General features: G+C 61.2%; 16 protein-coding genes. All 16 read right to left on the bottom strand.

Annotated elements, in window-relative coordinates:
• Positions 1–157: 157 nt before the first annotated feature.
• Positions 158–2,980: an excinuclease ABC subunit UvrA gene (gene uvrA, locus D1641_RS07910; RefSeq protein ID WP_160664430.1), complete on the bottom strand. Its 2,823-nt coding sequence runs from the start codon at positions 2,978–2,980 to the stop codon at positions 158–160.
• A 33-nt stretch (positions 2,981–3,013) separates the two neighbouring features.
• Positions 3,014–3,376 (bottom strand): hypothetical protein, encoded by a 363-nt coding sequence (locus D1641_RS07915; RefSeq protein WP_160664432.1) that lies wholly within the window; start codon positions 3,374–3,376, stop codon positions 3,014–3,016.
• A 14-nt stretch (positions 3,377–3,390) separates the two neighbouring features.
• Positions 3,391–3,906: a hypothetical protein gene (locus D1641_RS07920; protein WP_160664434.1), complete on the bottom strand. Its 516-nt coding sequence runs from the start codon at positions 3,904–3,906 to the stop codon at positions 3,391–3,393.
• Between the two features lie 16 nt (positions 3,907–3,922).
• On the bottom strand, positions 3,923–4,705 hold the full coding sequence (locus D1641_RS07925) for a DUF3788 family protein (RefSeq protein ID WP_160664436.1): 783 nt from the start codon (positions 4,703–4,705) through the stop codon (positions 3,923–3,925).
• 9 nt (positions 4,706–4,714) lie between these two features.
• Positions 4,715–5,488, bottom strand: a complete 774-nt coding sequence (locus D1641_RS07930; RefSeq protein WP_160664438.1) for a hypothetical protein — start codon at positions 5,486–5,488, stop codon at positions 4,715–4,717.
• 11 nt (positions 5,489–5,499) lie between these two features.
• Positions 5,500–5,982, bottom strand: a complete 483-nt coding sequence (gene ybaK / locus D1641_RS07935) for a Cys-tRNA(Pro) deacylase (protein ID WP_160664440.1) — start codon at positions 5,980–5,982, stop codon at positions 5,500–5,502.
• A gap of 1 nt (position 5,983) precedes the next feature.
• Entirely contained in the window at positions 5,984–6,493 is a 510-nt protein-coding gene (locus D1641_RS07940; RefSeq protein ID WP_160664442.1) for a transposase, read from the bottom strand.
• Between the two features lie 11 nt (positions 6,494–6,504).
• Positions 6,505–6,822 carry a hypothetical protein gene (locus D1641_RS07945; RefSeq protein ID WP_160664444.1) on the bottom strand — a complete coding sequence of 106 codons (318 nt, stop codon included), beginning with the start codon at positions 6,820–6,822 and terminating at the stop codon, positions 6,505–6,507.
• Positions 6,823–6,861: 39 nt separating this feature from the next.
• Positions 6,862–7,092, bottom strand: a complete 231-nt coding sequence (locus D1641_RS07950) for a helix-turn-helix transcriptional regulator (protein ID WP_160664446.1) — start codon at positions 7,090–7,092, stop codon at positions 6,862–6,864.
• A 34-nt stretch (positions 7,093–7,126) separates the two neighbouring features.
• Complete coding sequence (locus D1641_RS07955; protein WP_201757298.1) at positions 7,127–7,366, bottom strand: helix-turn-helix transcriptional regulator; 240 nt, start codon at positions 7,364–7,366, stop codon at positions 7,127–7,129.
• 348 nt (positions 7,367–7,714) lie between these two features.
• A complete protein-coding gene (gene uvrB / locus D1641_RS07960; RefSeq protein WP_160664448.1) occupies positions 7,715–9,679 on the bottom strand; it encodes an excinuclease ABC subunit UvrB in 1,965 nt (654 codons plus the stop codon).
• Between the two features lie 204 nt (positions 9,680–9,883).
• The gene (locus tag D1641_RS07965; protein ID WP_201757299.1) at positions 9,884–10,612 is read right to left on the bottom strand and encodes a JAB domain-containing protein; all 729 of its coding nucleotides are present in this window, start codon (positions 10,610–10,612) and stop codon (positions 9,884–9,886) included.
• Positions 10,613–10,627: 15 nt separating this feature from the next.
• Positions 10,628–11,047, bottom strand: a complete 420-nt coding sequence (locus D1641_RS07970) for a hypothetical protein (protein WP_160664450.1) — start codon at positions 11,045–11,047, stop codon at positions 10,628–10,630.
• 1 nt (position 11,048) lies between these two features.
• Positions 11,049–11,525 carry a hypothetical protein gene (locus D1641_RS07975; RefSeq protein ID WP_160664452.1) on the bottom strand — a complete coding sequence of 159 codons (477 nt, stop codon included), beginning with the start codon at positions 11,523–11,525 and terminating at the stop codon, positions 11,049–11,051.
• A gap of 14 nt (positions 11,526–11,539) precedes the next feature.
• On the bottom strand, positions 11,540–12,211 hold the full coding sequence (gene pyrE, locus D1641_RS07980; RefSeq protein WP_160664454.1) for an orotate phosphoribosyltransferase: 672 nt from the start codon (positions 12,209–12,211) through the stop codon (positions 11,540–11,542).
• A 151-nt stretch (positions 12,212–12,362) separates the two neighbouring features.
• Positions 12,363–15,965: an S-layer homology domain-containing protein gene (locus D1641_RS07985; RefSeq protein ID WP_160664456.1), complete on the bottom strand. Its 3,603-nt coding sequence runs from the start codon at positions 15,963–15,965 to the stop codon at positions 12,363–12,365.
• Between the last annotated feature and the right edge of the window lie 50 nt (positions 15,966–16,015).

The following is a 16,015-nucleotide window of genomic DNA, read 5'->3' on the forward strand; positions in this document are numbered from 1 at the left end:
ACGTTTCGATTGGGAAAACCCTCCGTCATTTGCTTCGCAAATGCCACCTCCCTTCTCGAAGGGAGGCTTTTTCCTGCGGGGGACGGGGGCAGAACTGCCGCCCCCCTCCGTCAGCGGCTTCGCCGCCGACACCTCCCCCACAAGGGGGGAGGCTTTTTTAGAGCAGCTTCTTCAGGTACTGCCCCGTATAGGAGCCGGGACAGGCGGCTACCTCCTCGGGGGTGCCAGTGCAGACGATCTGTCCGCCGCCGTCGCCCCCCTCGGGGCCCAGGTCGATGATATGGTCGGCGGTTTTGATCACATCCAGGTTGTGCTCGATGACCACCACCGTGTTGCCCCCCTCCACCAGCCGCTGGAGCACCTCGATGAGCTTGTGGACGTCGGCGGAGTGCAGGCCGGTGGTGGGCTCGTCCAAAATATAGATGGTTTTCCCTGTGGAGCGCTTGGACAGCTCGGTGGCCAGCTTCACCCGCTGGGCCTCGCCGCCGGACAGCTCGGTGGAGGGCTGGCCCAGCTTCACATAGCCCAGGCCCACCTCCTCCAGGGTCTTGAGGCGGTTGTAAATCTTGGGGATGTTCTCGAAGAAGGGCAGGGCCTCGTCCACCGTCATCTCCAGGACCTCGTAGATGTTCTTCCCCTTGTACCGCACCTCCAGGGTCTCCCGGTTGTACCGCCTGCCCTTGCACACCTCGCAGGGGACGTAGATGTCCGGGAGGAAGTGCATCTCAATCTTGAGCAGTCCGTCGCCGGTGCAGGCCTCGCACCGGCCCCCCCGGGTGTTGAAGGAGAACCGGCCCGGGCCGTAGCCCCGGCTCTTGGCGTCGGGGGTGGAAGCGAACAGGTCCCGGATATCGCTGAACAGGTTGGTATAGGTGGCCGGGTTGGACCGGGGGGTGCGGCCAATCGGGGACTGGTCGATATTGATGACCTTGTCCAGGAACTCCTCCCCCTCGATGCGCTGGTGCTTTCCCGCCCGGGTCTTGGTGCGGTTCAGGTCGGCCCCCAGCTTCTTGAAGAGAATTTCGTTCACCAGAGAGGATTTTCCTGACCCCGACACCCCGGTGACGCAGGTGAAGGTCCCCAGAGGGAAATCCACGTCCACCTGACGCAGGTTGTGCTCCGCCGCGCCGAACACCTTTAAATAGTGCCCGCTCCCCTTCCGCCGCTCCGACGGAACGGGGATTTTTTTCCGCCCGGTGAGGTAGTCCCCGGTGATGGAGGCGGGATTGCTCATGACCTCCTCCGGGGTGCCGGCGGCCACGATGGTGCCCCCGTTCACCCCCGCACCGGGGCCCACGTCGATGATATAGTCGGCCTCCCGCATGGTGTCCTCGTCGTGCTCCACCACTAAGAGGGTGTTGCCCAGGTCCCGCAGCTCCTTCAGGGTCTGGAGGAGCTTGTCGTTGTCCCGCTGGTGCAGGCCGATGGAGGGCTCGTCCAGGATATAGAGCACCCCCATCAGGGAGGAGCCGATCTGGGTGGCCAGGCGGATGCGCTGGCTCTCGCCGCCGGAGAGGGTGCCCGCCTCCCGGGAGAGGGTCAGATATTGCAGGCCCACCGACTGGAGGAAGCCCAGGCGGCTGCGGATCTCCTTCAAAATCTGAGAGGCGATCATGGTCTGGGTCTCGTTGAGGACCAGCCCCTCCATGAAGTCCAGGGCCTCGGTGACGCTCTTGCGGCAGAAGCTGTCGATATCCAGCCCCCCCACCGTGACGGCCAGGGACTCCTTTTTCAGCCGCCGGCCCTGACAGGCGGGGCAGGGGCACTGGGACATGCACTCCTCCAGCTCCCGCTTCATGGCGTCCGACTGGGTCTCCCGGTAGCGGCGCTCCAGGTTGTTGATGATGCCCTCGAAGGGCTGGTACAGGGTGCCCTTCCCCCGGGGCTGGTCGTAGTAGAGGGTAAGCTTCTCCCCGTTGGTGCCGTAGAGGATCACGTCCATGACCTCCTTGGGCAAATCCCTGATCGGGGTGTTCAGCTTGAACTTGTATTTTTTGGACAGGGCGTCGAAGTACATCCGGGAGATGCCGTCGGACTTGATGTTGTTCCACCCGGAGGCGGTAATCCCCCCCTCCACAATGGACAGGTCCCCGTTGGGGATAATCAGCTCCGGGTCGATCTTCATCTGAGAGCCCAGGCCAGTGCAGGTGGGACAGGCCCCGAAGGGATTGTTGAAGGAGAACATCCGGGGGGACAGCTCCTCAATGGACACGCCGCAGTCCTCACAGGCGTAGTTCTGGGAGAACATGATGTCCCGGTCCTCCCCCACGATGTTCACCACCACCAGCCCTCCCGCCAGGTTGGAGGCCACCTCCACGCTGTCGGTGAGTCGGCGGGCGATGTCCTCCCGGATGACCAGCCTGTCCACCACAATCTCAATGTGGTGCTTTTTGTTCTTGTCCAGCTTGATCTCCTCGCTGAGGTCGTAGAGGGAGCCGTCCGCCCGGACACGGACGTAGCCCGACTTCCGGGCGTCCTCAAAAATTTTGGCGTGCTCCCCCTTCTTCCCCCGGATTACCGGGGCCATCACCTGGATGCGGGTGGCCTCGGGGAGGGCAAGGACCTGGTCGATGATCTGGTCGATGGTCTGCTGCTTGATCTCCTTGCCGCAGATGGGGCAGTGGGGGGTGCCCACCCGGGCCCAGAGCAGGCGCAGATAGTCGTAGATCTCCGTCACCGTGCCCACGGTGGACCGGGGGTTCTTGCTGGTGGTCTTTTGGTCGATGGAGATGGCCGGGGACAGGCCGTCGATGTAGTCCACATCGGGCTTCTCCATCTGGCCCAGGAACATCCGGGCGTAGGAGGACAGCGACTCCACATACCGCCGCTGGCCCTCGGCGTAGATGGTGTCGAAGGCCAGGGAGGATTTGCCTGAGCCCGACAGCCCGGTGAGGACCACCAGCTTGTCTCGTGGAATCTTCACGTCGATGTTTTTCAGGTTGTTCACCCGTGCGCCCTTGACGGAAATGTGTGTGTGCATAACAGTTGTTCTCCTTGTACGCAAATATCGAGTTTACAGAAGTATACCCGCCAAACGGGGAATAGGCTGAAAAATCAAAAGTGCCAGGAAGGCAATGACGACAAAAAACTCCCAGGCCAGCCCGCAAAACAGAGTGAAACGGCCCAAGAAACCTTTTAAAGTCGGGTCTCGTCTGGCATAGGACGCCTTCAGCTTCCCTTCCCGCTTCCATTTCGCCCGGATTTTCAACAGGATCCAAAGAATCAGCAGATTCGGCACCAGCAGAAGGACCAGAATCACATTGAGCAAAAGGACATGGGCCGCAGCCCAAGTCAGAACCGCCTCCAAAGCCATACCGATATAAAAGGCCGGAATCATTAGCAGAAATATCCATCCGAACAGCGCCATAAAGGCCATCGTGCCCGCCCCCCTTACTCCGCCCGCTCCGCCTGGAAGAAGGCACCGTCGCAGTAGATAAGCAGACTGTCGCTGCCCAGGACAAAGAAGTCCCGGCCCAGAAGCCGGTTTTGGCCGATATTCCCCTCAATATTCACCGTGACGTGGAGCAGCATGGAGGCCGACGCCCCCAGCTCGGAGGGGGCCAGCCCGCAGGCAGTCTCGAAGCCCTCCGCCGTGACGATATCCTCGGCGTAGGCTGTGCCGGGCAGAAATTCACAGGTGATCCCCTCAGCCGTGAAGCTGTCCTCCTTATAGGAGACGGCCAGCCCCTCGCAGGCGTTCAGCTCCTCCTGGCTCATGGCGCAGGTTGGGGCAGTCCCCAGACAGGCGGTCACCGCCCAATCCCCGAAGTAGGCGGGCACGATAGCCTCCGGCTCTGAGACGGAGGCCGAGGTCCCCGATGAGACCGCCCCCTCCTTCGGCACGGGTCCGCAGGCGGACAGAAGCAGGATTGCGCTGAGCAGTATAGCAGAAAAACGTATTTTCATCTCCCGGCACCTCCCTTTACGTGGCATTGCGCGGGGGCTTTGCCTTCATCAGAATCAGCCGCTGAACTTCTTCCAGCTGCTCCGGCTTTTTTACATCCATCACCAGCCACTTGCCGCCGTTGAAGGGCGGGGTTTCTTCATACAGCTTGCGGAACGGGGCGGAGAAGGTGGGCAGAAGGGTCTCCAGCCCGGCCACCTCCTTGGCCCTCAGGGTCACCATGGCGGTGAACCAGCCAGAGCGGACATAGAGGGCGCACAAGGCCCTGCTCCCCTTTTTATATTTCACGTTCCATCCCCGGTCCATGGAGCACCGGCTGAACTCGATGGAGGGCTCCAGCTGATAAGTCTCCTTCATCCAGTCCGCCAGCTCCTCCAGAAGGGGGTTGTTCACCCAGGCCCCAATGTCGGACAGGGCGGGCTTCGTATGCTGGGGCCAGGCCACGTCCCAGGGCACCGGGCCCTCCGCTTGGGCCGGGTCCTTCTTTTTGGGGGCCTTCTTCCTGGGCAGGGGGGTGACCTCCTCGGCCAGGCGGACCGCCTGGCGCAGGGTGTCCCGGTCGTCCGGGTCCAGAAGGTAGTGGTTCTTGGCCCCCTCGTAGGGCGGCTCAGTGGGGCGGCCCCGGAGGAGCTCCTCCAGACAGGGCAGCATCTTCACCATGGGCCGGTCGCCGCAGATAATCACTACCGGCTTGTCGTTGAGGTAGACCATATACTCCCCGAACATCTTCCGGGACCGGACGGCCCCCAGCCCCTCCAGCTGCTCGCAGATATAGTTGACAAAATCAGGGTTGCTCGCCATAATTTCCTCCTAATTGATCGTCGTCAGGGCCAGCCAGTAGAGCACGGCGGCTACGCCGGTCAAAATTACCCACTCGGCCCGTTCCATAAAGATGTACCACTCTGAGGGCTCCGCCGCCGCCGGGTCCCGGACGTGCCACATGATGCTCCAGCGGAACATGAGGCCGGGACAGCAAATCTGGAAGATGTTGAAAGCTGCCAGCAGGGTCACCAGCAGGTACAGGGCAAAGCTGCCCCGATGGGTCAGCTCGGGCATCTGGAGGACCAGCTTCGCCACGGTGGTCAGGCCAGGCTCGTGGAGGTCCCGGAGGGTCAGCTCCCGTCCGTTGGAATCATAGACCTTCCCCCCTGATGTGCTGTAGGTGATGTTCAGTATTTCGGTGGGCTCTCCGTCTTCGCCGTACAGGATCGGCCACATCCCGCTGGAGAGCCCGCCCCGAAAGAGTATCTGATCCCCCTGGCGAATCTCCAGACCGGTCATGTATCGCTCAGGGGCGGCGGAGGGGTCCTCCGCCACCTGGTAGGGGCCGTAGACCTCCTCCCCCCAGCGGTACTCCACCCTCCCGCCGGGTCGGACGGTGAACTCCGCCCGCTTTCCATCGACTCTGCCGGTGTAGCGGCGCACCTCCCCCTCCTGCGTGAAACGGAGCAGGGTGTCCCGGTATTCCATCCCCTCACGGCCGCCCGCGGCAAGGGTGGCAATCCCAAAGCCTGCAATCATCACAGCCAGAACAATCAGCAAAATGCGGCGATACCAGGACATCTCTCTCCAAGCACCCAGCATACGCTCTCCTTTCAAACGCTCAGGTCCGCAGTGGACGCCCCTACCAGCGCCATCAGCGCGGCGGGCTCCAGCTCCACCTGAAAGCCGATCTTCCCGGCGGACACCACGATGGTGTCAATCAGCTCCGCCGTCTCGTCAAATACGGTGGGGTACTGCTTTTTCATCCCCACCGGGGAACAGCCCCCGTGGACGTAGCCCGTCAGGGGAAGCAGCTCCTTCTGGTGGATCATGGCGATGGACTTCTCCCCCACCGCCTTCGCCGCCTTTTTCAGGTCCAGACTGGCCTCCACCGGGATGTCGAATACATACAGCCCCCCGGAGGCCCCCCGAGCCACCAGGGTCTTGAACACCGTCTCCGGGTCCCGGCCCAGCTGCCTGGCTACGCTCACCCCGTCCAGCCCGGCGTCCGGGTCGTAGGTGTGGGCGGTGTACGGGACGCTCTTCTGCTCCAAAACCCGCATGACGTTGGTTTTCTCATCTTTCTGCTTTGCCATCTTATTTACCTTCCTCATAATAACAGTCTTCCCGCCATTTCGCGGGATTGGTCTCGATGTATTCCCATATCCGCCGGTAATCCGCCTCGCCGCGGATGATGTGGTCGTGGTAACTCTTTTGCCATATGGGAAAACCAATCGTTTTTGTGACAGCTTCTTTCATCCCGTGCAGGATCCCAGGAATGGAGGACCGGCGTGTAGGGGCGCACATTGTGCGCCCGTTCTCCCATCCCAACACCAAAATTAAATGAATATGATTGGGCATAATAACGTATTTGTCTACACGAACATCTCCATGGTGTTTGGGTATCTGTAAAATGGCGTTCTCCACAACATGACCAATGTCAGAAAGTTGCACGTTTGCGGGCGCACAATGTGCGCCCCTACATTCTCGCACAACCCTGCCCAACATTTCTACATGTTTTTTAATACAAACCGTAATGAAATAATACCCCGGCCGGTTGTAATTGTAACCCAGCAGGCGGTTTTGTTTTCGTTGCGGCGGGTCCAAAAGCCGGCCCCTCACAGCAGTCCATGCTCCCAGGCCAGATAGGCCGCGAAAAAGGCCGCCAGCAGGACCTCCCAGATGATGCAGATCCACAGCACCCACCGCAGGCCGCGCAGGAGGGTCCCTCTCCAGCCGGTCAGGCCGTCAAGATAGGCCCGGTCCATGGTGCCGCTCCGCTTCCACAGCCAGCGGACCAGAAGCAGCCCCGCCAGGCCGGCGATGTTCAGCCCCAGCAGGATGGGGGCGAACAGGTTCAGGGCGATATCCAAAAAATACAAAATTGCGATTGGCAGGATCATGGGCCACATGACTACAATAATCAATCCGCCCATAGAATCTCCCCCTCTTGATTATTACGCCGCCATACCGCGTCAGCGGTTAATCTCCCGGTTCTCTGTCCGGCCCAGGAGGTAATCAGTGGAGACGCCAAAATGCTCCGCCAGAAAATCAAGCATTGACACGGAAACATTTACCTTTCCATATTCGATCTTTTGATAATGGCTCGGTGTGCAATCCAGCAACTCCGCCATATCCTTTTGCTTCAAATGGCTCCCCTCCCGGAGAGCTTTCAACCTATTTCCCATAATTTTTAACAATTCCATTTTATACCCCTTGACACATCACCTGAAAACAATATCATCGGTTGATTTCCCGGTTCTCTGTCCGGCCCAGGAGGTAATCAGCGGAGACGCCAAAAAAGTCGCCCAGAAAAATCAAGGCGGTGCCCGACGCATTGACCTCTCCCTTCTCCCAGCGCTGATAATTTCGCTCTGTGATCCCCATCAGGTCTCCCATCTGTCTCTGTGTCATATGCTTTTCTTGTCGCAGCTCCCGAAGGCGCACAGCAAACACTTCTAATTTTAATTTATCCTTCATAAATAAAACCCCTTGACACGTCAAAAAACATCTGCTACAATAATCAAATAACGATGGTTTTCGACGCGATATTTTCTATCTTTTGTTGAGGAGGATACTTCTATGACTATTTTTGTCAATGGCTCTATGACAACTATGCCGCGCCCATGTTCGAAGATGAAGCTATGTCTGAATCATACCAATGTCAAAAACGGGAGTGGCTGGCTTATGCTCAGACGCTGTCCAACCATGAGCGTCTGTTATCCCTGGACCTGTTAAACAGCATGAAAAGGGACTGGGGCGCACAGGCATTCATGTATGGCCTCCAGGCAGGTTTCTTCCTCGCTTTGGAACTTCCGCCCAACGGCCCTACTTCCCCCGCAGTTCTATGATCTGGTCCCGCAGGGCGGCGGCCAGCTCGAACTCCAGCATTTTCGCCGCCTCGCGCATCTCTTTTTCCAGCCGGGCAATCCGCTCGGCCTTCTGCTGCTTGGTGAGGCCCTGGACCTCGCCCCGCTTTTCGGCGGTGTCCTCGCCGGCGGAGATGCTCATCAGGTCCCGCACCGACTTGATAATGGTCTTGGGAACGATGCCGTGGGCTTTGTTGAAGGCGTCCTGCTTCTCCCGGCGGCGCTGGGTCTCGTCGATGGCCCGGGCCATAGAGGGAGTCACGGTGTCGGCGTACATAACCACCATGCCCTGGGCGTTTCGGGCGGCCCGGCCGATGGTCTGGATGAGGGAGGTCTCGCTGCGGAGGAATCCCTCCTTGTCGGCGTCCAGGATGGCTACCAGAGACACCTCGGGCAGGTCCAGGCCCTCCCGCAGGAGGTTGATGCCCACCAGCACGTGGAAGGTGCCCAGCCGCAGGTCCCGGATGATCTCCATGCGCTCCATGGCGTCGATGTCGTGATGCATGTACCGCACCTTGATCCCCGCCCCCTGGAGGTAGGTGGTCAGGTCCTCGGCCATCCGCTTGGTGAGGGTGGTCACCAGCACCCGCTCGTCCCGGGCGGTGCGGGTGTTGATCTCGCCGATGAGGTCGTCGATCTGCCCCTCCACCGGCCGGACCTCAATCACCGGGTCCAGCAGGCCGGTGGGCCGGATGACCTGCTCCACAATCTGCCCCGACCGGGTGCGCTCATACTCCCCCGGGGTGGCGGAGACGTAGACAATCTGGTTCACCCGCTTCTCGAACTCCTCAAATCTCAGGGGCCGGTTGTCGTAGGCGCAGGGCAGGCGGAAGCCATAGTCCACCAGGGTGGTCTTTCGGGCCCGGTCGCCGTTGTACATGGCCCGGACCTGGGGCAGCGTGACATGGCTCTCGTCGATGAACAGGACAAAGTCCTTGGGGAAATAGTCCAGAAGGGTGTTGGGCGGTGAGCCCACCGGACGGCCCTCAATGACCCGGGAGTAGTTCTCAATGCCCGAGCAGTAGCCCAGCTCCTGCATCATCTCCACGTCATACATGGTGCGCTGCTTGATGCGCTGGGCCTCGATGAGCTTGTTTTCCGACTCAAAGAAGGCCACCCGCTCCTCCATCTCCTGATAGATCTCCTGGATGGCGGCGTCCATCTTCTCCTTGGGGGTGACATAGTGGGTGGCGGGCCAGATGGGAATGTTTTGAAGCCGGCGGATGGGCGAGCCGGTGACCACGTTGATCTCGCTGATGCGGTCGATCTCGTCCCCAAAGAACTCCACCCGGATGGCGGTGTCCTTCCAGTAGGCGGGCCAGACCTCCACCGTGTCTCCCCGGACCCGGAACATGTTTCGGTCAAAGGCGATGTCGTTGCGCTCGTAGCGGATGGCAACCAGCTTTTTCAGCAGCTCATCCCGCTCCAGCGCCGCCCCCACCCGGAGTGAGACCATCAGCTGCCCAAAATCCTCCGGCTCGCCCAGGCCGTAGATGCAGGACACCGAGGACACCACAATCACGTCCCGCCGCTCCAGCAGAGAGACGGTGGCGGACAGGCGCAGCCGGTCGATCTCCTCGTTGATGGAGGAGTCCTTCTCAATAAAGGTGTCGGTATGGGGGATATAGGCCTCGGGCTGGTAGTAGTCGTAGTAGGACACGAAGTACTCCACCGCGTTGTTGGGGAAAAACTCCTTAAATTCGGCGCACAGCTGGGCGGCCAGGGTCTTGTTGTGGGCCAGCACCAGGGTGGGCCGCTGGACCTTCTCGATGATCTTCGCCATGGTGAAGGTCTTGCCCGATCCGGTGACCCCCAGGAGGGTCTGCTCATCCAGCCCCATCTCGATGCCGCTGGACAGGGCCTCAATGGCCTCCGGCTGGTCGCCGCTGGGGGTGTATTCGGAGACTACTTCAAATTTGGGCATGGGTTTCACCTCACCGATCCAATTTACGCCGAAAGGCCCCCTTTCATAAAGGGGGCTGGCATTTGCGAAGCAAATGACTGGGGGTTTCTTCGAGGGACCCCTCCACCACCGGGCTTCCCCCGGCGGTCCCCCTCCCTTCTTCAAGGGAGGCTTATATTATAGCAGAACTAACGTTCCACATCAAGAGGAAATCGAACAAATTTTTCACTGCTGGCCGGGATAAACCATGCGGTAGCCGCCCTTTTTTCCGCTGGCGGCGGTCTCCCGGGTAGACACCAGGTCGCCATCCACAAAAACCAGGTGGTCCACCAGCCGCACGCCCAGGGGGTCCAGAGCAGAGCGGATGACAGCAGTGGTGTTCATGTCCTCCGGGGAGGGCAGGGCAACGCCGCTGACATGGTTGTGGGCCAGGTAGCAGAGGGAGGCCCGCAGGGCCAGACACTCCTCCGCCACCCGGCGGATGGCAACAGAAGAGTTGCTGTTGTTGCCCTCTGAAATTCTTCGGACTCCCAGCACCTTCGCCTTGGCGTCCAGACACAAAATATAGGCCATCTCGTTCCGGGCGCCGTAGAGGTAAGGCGCCAGAACATGCCCTGCCTCCTGAACCGTGTGGACGATCTGCCCCGGGCCGGTGCGGCCTTCCAAATAGCGCCCCAGCACCGCAGGGAACAGCTTGAGCATGGTAGCCGAGTGCTCCCCCATCCCCTTCACCTTCATCAGCTCCTCGGGCAGGGCGTCCAGCGCGCCGGACAGGGAGCCGAAGCGGTCGATGAGCTCGTGGGCCAGGGGGTTCACATCCCCCTGGGGAATGCCGAAGCCCAAAATCAGCTCCAACACCTTGTGGTCGGTCCAGCCCTCGATCCCCCGGGTGCGAAATTCTTCCTTCAACCGCTTCCGGTGGCCGGTGTGGATGGATATCTTTTTCTCCGGCATGGCCTCACAACTCCTTTAATCCCCTCGTGACCGCTCAATATATCCTCGTACCAAGTCCCAAAAGGCGTCATAATCTTGATTGAGGGCAATCTGCTGACAGAGAATATCCATCTCCGCGTCAACCGCCTCGTCCTCATAATCCGGGCCGCTCAGCTCACCCGCCCGCTTTAAAATCTCCGCCTCGGCGGCCGCCCCGCAATTCAGCAGGGCCTGAATATACTGTTCCACACGGGGGCTGGCCGCGCAGCCGTCCAGCCCCTCCATCTGCACCTCGGTGTCGTAGTCGATGATATAAATGACATCCTGGATGTATTGGGGATATCGGTCCAGCTCTCGCCAGACCTGGGGCTCCTTGTAGATATCCGCCATAGCCTGGAGGAAATCGTCCGGGGTTAAGCCTTCCCCCTGGGCCAGAGCCCGGTCGATGAAGTTCATCTCAGCCCTCCATATCGTCCTGGTAATCCTGATAGGCTTGATCCAGCACAGGCTCGAACCGGAGGTAGTCCTCCCAGCTGCCCACAAACTCCAGAGGCAGGTCGCACAGGACAGTGATTACCCACTCCACGTAGTCCTTCCAATACTGGCCGCCATCATAGTACCGCACCACAAAGGGCAGAATCTCCGGGCACAGGTCCTCATCCCAGAATTTTCCGTCGCAGTACCGCAGGAAGAAGTCCACCCCCGGCAGCTTGCCGGTCTTGACCTCCTCCAGGGCCTGGGGGAGCTCCTTGTGGAGTTCCCCCTCAAACCCCTTCCGGATTATCCAGGTGAGGAAAAATCCAATGTGATTGCCTGCCCACCGGACGATCTCGTCATGGTCATCGTCGGTGAGAGCGTCCGCTTTCTTTCGATATGCCTGGCAGTAGGCCTCCATGGCCTTTTTGTAGTAATAGTCCGCCTTGTCAAAGCACATACCGGCATTCCTCCTTATTTGGCCCCGTATTCGGCCAGGTAGGCCTCCATCTTCTCCTTCATGGCGTCGTCAATATAGACCTTCCCGTCCACCGGGTTGTTGTGCAGGAAGGAGATCACCTCCCGGACGGTGACGATGGGGTACACCTGGATGCCGTAGTCCTGGCGCAGCTCGTCCAGGGTGGAGCAGTCCCGGGTGCCCCGCTCCATCCGGTCCACCGAGACAAAAAGGGCCTTCATGTCCACCTTGGCCACGTGCTTGAACAGCTCAATGGACTCCCGGACGGCGGTGCCGGCGGTGACCACATCCTCAATGACAGCCACCCGGTCCCCGTCCTGGGGCTTGTACCCCACCATGGCCCCGCCCTCGCCGTGGTCCTTGGCCTCCTTGCGGTTGAAGCAGTAAGGCAGGTCCCGGCCATAGCTCCGATAGAGGGACGCTGCGGCGGACACGGCCAGGGGGATGCCCTTATAGGCCGGGCCGAAGAGGCAGTCGATCCCCTCGGGCAGGTTCTCCTGAACACAGGCGGCGTAGTAGTCCCCCAGCCTGGCGGCCTGGGCCCCTGTTTTGTAGTTGCCGGTGTTGACGAAGTAGGGGGTCTTTCGCCCCGACTTGGTGGTGAAGTCCCCGAAGGTGAGTACGCCGGAGCGCACCATAAAGATGATAAATTCCTCTTTGTAGGTCATGGCGGTATAACCCCTTTTTCTTAATCTGCGGCCCTTCCAGAGCCGTAACGGTTTATTATACCACGCATTGGAGGGCTGTACAAGACCTTGTCCCGGAGACAGGCATAAAAACAGCGCCGGACTGAGCCGGCGCTGTTTCCGCTTTGTTATCTTAATAGGTCAGCACCCGGTGGAGAATCAGGGCCATATCTACTCGGGTCAGGAGGGCGTTGCTGTCCAGACGGCCGTTTGTGATGGGCAGGTAGCCCTTCAAAACGGCGTTGGCCATGTCGTTTCTGGCGTAGTCCGCGACAGAGCCGCCGTCGCTGTAGCTGCTCAGCAGGGACCCGCCGCCGCTGCCGGTGCTCCAGCCCATGGACCGCATGGCCCGGTGGACCATGCAGATGGCGTCCTGCCGGGAGACATTGCCGGTGGGGGCATATTTCCCGCCGCCCACGCCGTTGACGATGCCCATACGGTGCAGGGTGTTCACCGCCTCGGTGTAGTAGGTGCCGGCGGGAACGTCGGTAAACGCCTGACTGCCGCCGCTGGAGGTGGAGTCAACGTTGAAGGCGTTGTAGAGCATCACCGCGAAATCTCCCCGGGTGATATTCCCCTGGGGCGCGAACTGGGTGGCGGAAATGCCGTGGACCACGCCGCTGTCGTAGAGGTAGGCCACCGCCGCCTGGGCCTCCGCGCCGTACATCCCCATGTCGCTGAAGTGGTTGGAGCCGTAAACGGGCGAGACGTCGATGACCACCTCCCCCTGGAAGGAGGAGCCGTTGGTGTTTGTGCCGGTGTAGGGGAGACGGACCGTCCCGGTGAAGCCCGCCCGGGGGACGAAGGTCAGCCAGTCGATGGGCTCACCCCTGCTCTGGCTGGCATAGTAGGAGACCCCCATGCCGGCCCGGCCGCCCTTGGTGCTGCTCTCGTATATGCTGTACAGCTTGCCCTCATTGGCGGAGGGCAGGGAGGTGAGGCGGATATAGTCCAGAGTGCCGCCGCCGCGCAGGTCAACGCTGCGGAAGGACACCGGGGCCGTCCAGGTGGAGTAGCGGGCGGTGGCCGACGTGCCCGCCTGGCCCACGTCCACCTGCACCGTGCCGGTGAAGGTGCCCCCGCCGTTCCGGGCGGTGGCAGTGAAGTCAATATTCACCGTACCTGTAAAGCCGCTGGCCGGGAGAAATGCCACCCGGTCCAGGTCACTGGCGCTGATGCGGGTGCTGTCGGAGGTGATGCGGCTGCCCCGGCTGGTGCTGGAGCGGTAGCCCTGGTAGAGGCTGCCCCGGCTGGTGCTGGGGATCTCAAACTGGACGCTGCTCACATCTTCGCCCGTCTCATCCCAGGACAGGTTGTCAAAATCGTCCCGGTCGAAGACCGCGGCGTCGCCGTAGTCGGCGGTGTAATAGATCGTCATGTCCCGGCCCCCCGAGCCGTCGGATGCGATGGTGAGGGTGCCGGTAAAGCTGACCCCGTTGGCAGACATGCCGGTAAAGGGGATGTCCACCGTTCCGCTGAAGCCGCCGGCCGCCTGGAAGGACAGATACTGGATGCGGTAGCTCCCCGAGCCGTTGCTGTACTGCCGGGAGAGGGCGGAGCTGGTAATCCGGCTGCCGCTGTGCAGAAGCCAGCCCTGGGAGGAGCTGTTGGGCAGATTCTGGAACTGGATGTAGTCCACCGCCCGGCCGGTCAGGTCCCGGCTCAGCTGGTTGAAGTCGCCGGCGTCAAACTTCACGGTCCGGCCGGGCTTGCAGTCGTACCAGATGCTGCCCGCGCCGCCCGAGCCGGTCACGTCGATCTCAATGGTGCCGGAGAAGCGGTCTCCGTTGTTGCTCCAGCCGGTAAAGGGGATGTACACGGTGCCGGAGAAGTACTGGTCGGGCACGAAGGTGATCTGATCCAGCCGGGGGGTATAGGTGCCGCAGTAGTAGTTGGTGCCGGTCTGGGCCGGGGTGCCGGGGTTGCTGGCGGAGCGGTAGCGGCAGTACAGCGTGCCCTGGCTGGCGGCGGGCAGGGAGTCAAAGCGGATGAAGTTCAGGCTGCCCCTGCCGTTCAGGTCGTTCTGCCAGTAGTCGTCGAACCGCTCGTCATCCAGAGTGACCGTGCCGCCGGAGTAGCAGCTGTAGATCAGATTCTCCCCCTTGGAGGGGCTGTCTCTGGTCACGGTGACGGTCACCTGGCCGGTGTAGGAGGCCCCGGGGCTCCCTGCCGCCCGGCCCGTGTAGTAGATGGTGGCGGTGCCGGAGAAGCTGGCGGCAGGGACAAAGGACACACTGTCCAGATCCCGGCGGCGGTACTGGGTGCCGGCGGTGATTTTGGTTCCGAAGTCATCGTCGCTGACATAGTCGGTGTACAGCACCCCCTGGCTGGAGGGGGGCAGGGAGAAGGTGACATAGTTCAGGGCGGCGCCGTAGTTCTGCACACAGATCCGGTTGAAGTCCTCGCTGCTGAACCGGGCGGGGTAGCTGTGGGTGCCGGTCAGCTGGATTTCGCTGGCCTGACCCTTCACCATGTTCAGAATGATGCGGCCGTTGCTGTTCTGATGGAGGGTGGAGACAACCGTGTAGTTGATGGTGACCTGGCTGCCGGTATAGCCGGGGTTGGGCACGAAGGTGATCTCACCCAGGCTCTTCTGCCTGCCGGTGGCGTTGTAGTAGTAGTCCTGGCTCTGGGCCACGCCCTCGGGGCCGTTGTCGGCGTTGTACCGATAGTACAAAATGCCCTGGGCGGGGTCCACATAGAGCCCGGTCAGGTGGGACAGCCTCCCGCCGGCCTGGTCGTTGAAATTGTCCAGGTAGTCGGCGAAGCTCAGGGTGTCGGTGGTCAGGAAGCGGGGGACCTCAATGGTCACCTCGTGGTTGGAGGACACCGTGACGGTGAAAATCTCCTGATAATCCACCCCGGCGTAGACGGTGATGGTGGTGGTGCCCGGACCCCGGCCCTCTACCGTTGTGCCTACCACGGCCGCCACGCTGTTGTCGGCGGACTGGAAGCTCAGGGTGCCGTTTCTGGCCGCGCCGAAGCGGGAAATGGTGGGAATATCCACCTCATTCCCCTCCCGGACGCTCAGGTCAGTCTTACTGAGTACGATGCCGCTGACCTCCACGTCGATGGTGGCCTCAGCTTCACTCTTCCCCTGGGTGGCGGTGGCCGTGATGGTGGCCTTGCCGGGGGTGCGGCCGGTGAGGGTGGCCGTGTGGCCGTTGGCGTCGGTGGAGCCCACCTGGGCCACAGCGCTGTCGGAGGAGCTCCAGGTGACCTTGGCGTCGTCAGGGGTCGTCGTGGCCCTGATGGTCTCCTGCCTCAGCCTGCCCTCCGTCTCCAGGATGAGGGGGCCGCTGGGCTGGAGCTCCAGCGTTACCCGCACCAAAACCTCAACCTCGCACTCGGCCTTGGCGGTAAATGTCTCACCGCCTGGGGGGCTGTACGTCACAGTAGCGGTAACGACAGTCTTACCCGCCTTGAGAGGTTTTACCTTGCCACTCTCATTGCCAGGCTCGTCAATCGTGGCCGCGTCTCCGCAGTCCCATTCCACAGTATAGTTGTCGGTGACCTTGTTCCCGTTGCTGTCCGTCACCGTGAGCTCCAGCTTCTCGCTGGGCCCCTTCTCAGTCAGAACCAGTTCCTTCTTGTTCAGCTTGGCGGTGATGCCGGTCACCGCCGGCGGGTCGTCAGTCTCCGGGTCGTCCGCCAGCGCCGCCGGCGCCAGGGTCAGGCTCAGGACAAGAGTCAGGAACAGAGACAGCCAGCGCCGTCCCAGTGTTGTCTTCACCATAAAACACTCCTTTTTCGTGAGGTTGGTTAACGGGGGACGGGAGCGGGCAC

The organism is Colidextribacter sp. OB.20 (assembly GCF_009911595.1).
In the GTDB taxonomy this organism is placed as follows: Bacteria; Bacillota; Clostridia; order Oscillospirales; family Oscillospiraceae; genus Lawsonibacter.

Bases quoted from the DNA above. Each gene is read 5' to 3' on its own strand.
- D1641_RS07970 (WP_160664450.1), bottom strand. From the start codon at position 11,047: ATGAACTTCATCGACCGGGCTCTGGCCCAGGGGGAAGGCTTAACCCCG.
- D1641_RS07965 (WP_201757299.1), bottom strand. From the start codon at position 10,612: ATGCCGGAGAAAAAGATATCCATCCACACCGGCCACCGGAAGCGGTTG.
- D1641_RS07975 (WP_160664452.1), bottom strand. From the start codon at position 11,525: ATGTGCTTTGACAAGGCGGACTATTACTACAAAAAGGCCATGGAGGCC.
- D1641_RS07930 (WP_160664438.1), bottom strand. From the start codon at position 5,488: ATGCTGGGTGCTTGGAGAGAGATGTCCTGGTATCGCCGCATTTTGCTG.
- D1641_RS07915 (WP_160664432.1), bottom strand. From the start codon at position 3,376: ATGGCCTTTATGGCGCTGTTCGGATGGATATTTCTGCTAATGATTCCG.
- D1641_RS07945 (WP_160664444.1), bottom strand. From the start codon at position 6,822: ATGGGCGGATTGATTATTGTAGTCATGTGGCCCATGATCCTGCCAATC.
- uvrB (WP_160664448.1), bottom strand. From the start codon at position 9,679: ATGCCCAAATTTGAAGTAGTCTCCGAATACACCCCCAGCGGCGACCAG.
- pyrE (WP_160664454.1), bottom strand. From the start codon at position 12,211: ATGACCTACAAAGAGGAATTTATCATCTTTATGGTGCGCTCCGGCGTA.
- D1641_RS07925 (WP_160664436.1), bottom strand. From the start codon at position 4,705: ATGGCGAGCAACCCTGATTTTGTCAACTATATCTGCGAGCAGCTGGAG.
- D1641_RS07985 (WP_160664456.1), bottom strand. From the start codon at position 15,965: ATGGTGAAGACAACACTGGGACGGCGCTGGCTGTCTCTGTTCCTGACT.
- uvrA (WP_160664430.1), bottom strand. From the start codon at position 2,980: ATGCACACACACATTTCCGTCAAGGGCGCACGGGTGAACAACCTGAAA.
- ybaK (WP_160664440.1), bottom strand. From the start codon at position 5,982: ATGGCAAAGCAGAAAGATGAGAAAACCAACGTCATGCGGGTTTTGGAG.
- D1641_RS07920 (WP_160664434.1), bottom strand. From the start codon at position 3,906: ATGAAAATACGTTTTTCTGCTATACTGCTCAGCGCAATCCTGCTTCTG.
- D1641_RS07955 (WP_201757298.1), bottom strand. From the start codon at position 7,366: ATGAAGGATAAATTAAAATTAGAAGTGTTTGCTGTGCGCCTTCGGGAG.
- D1641_RS07950 (WP_160664446.1), bottom strand. From the start codon at position 7,092: ATGGAATTGTTAAAAATTATGGGAAATAGGTTGAAAGCTCTCCGGGAG.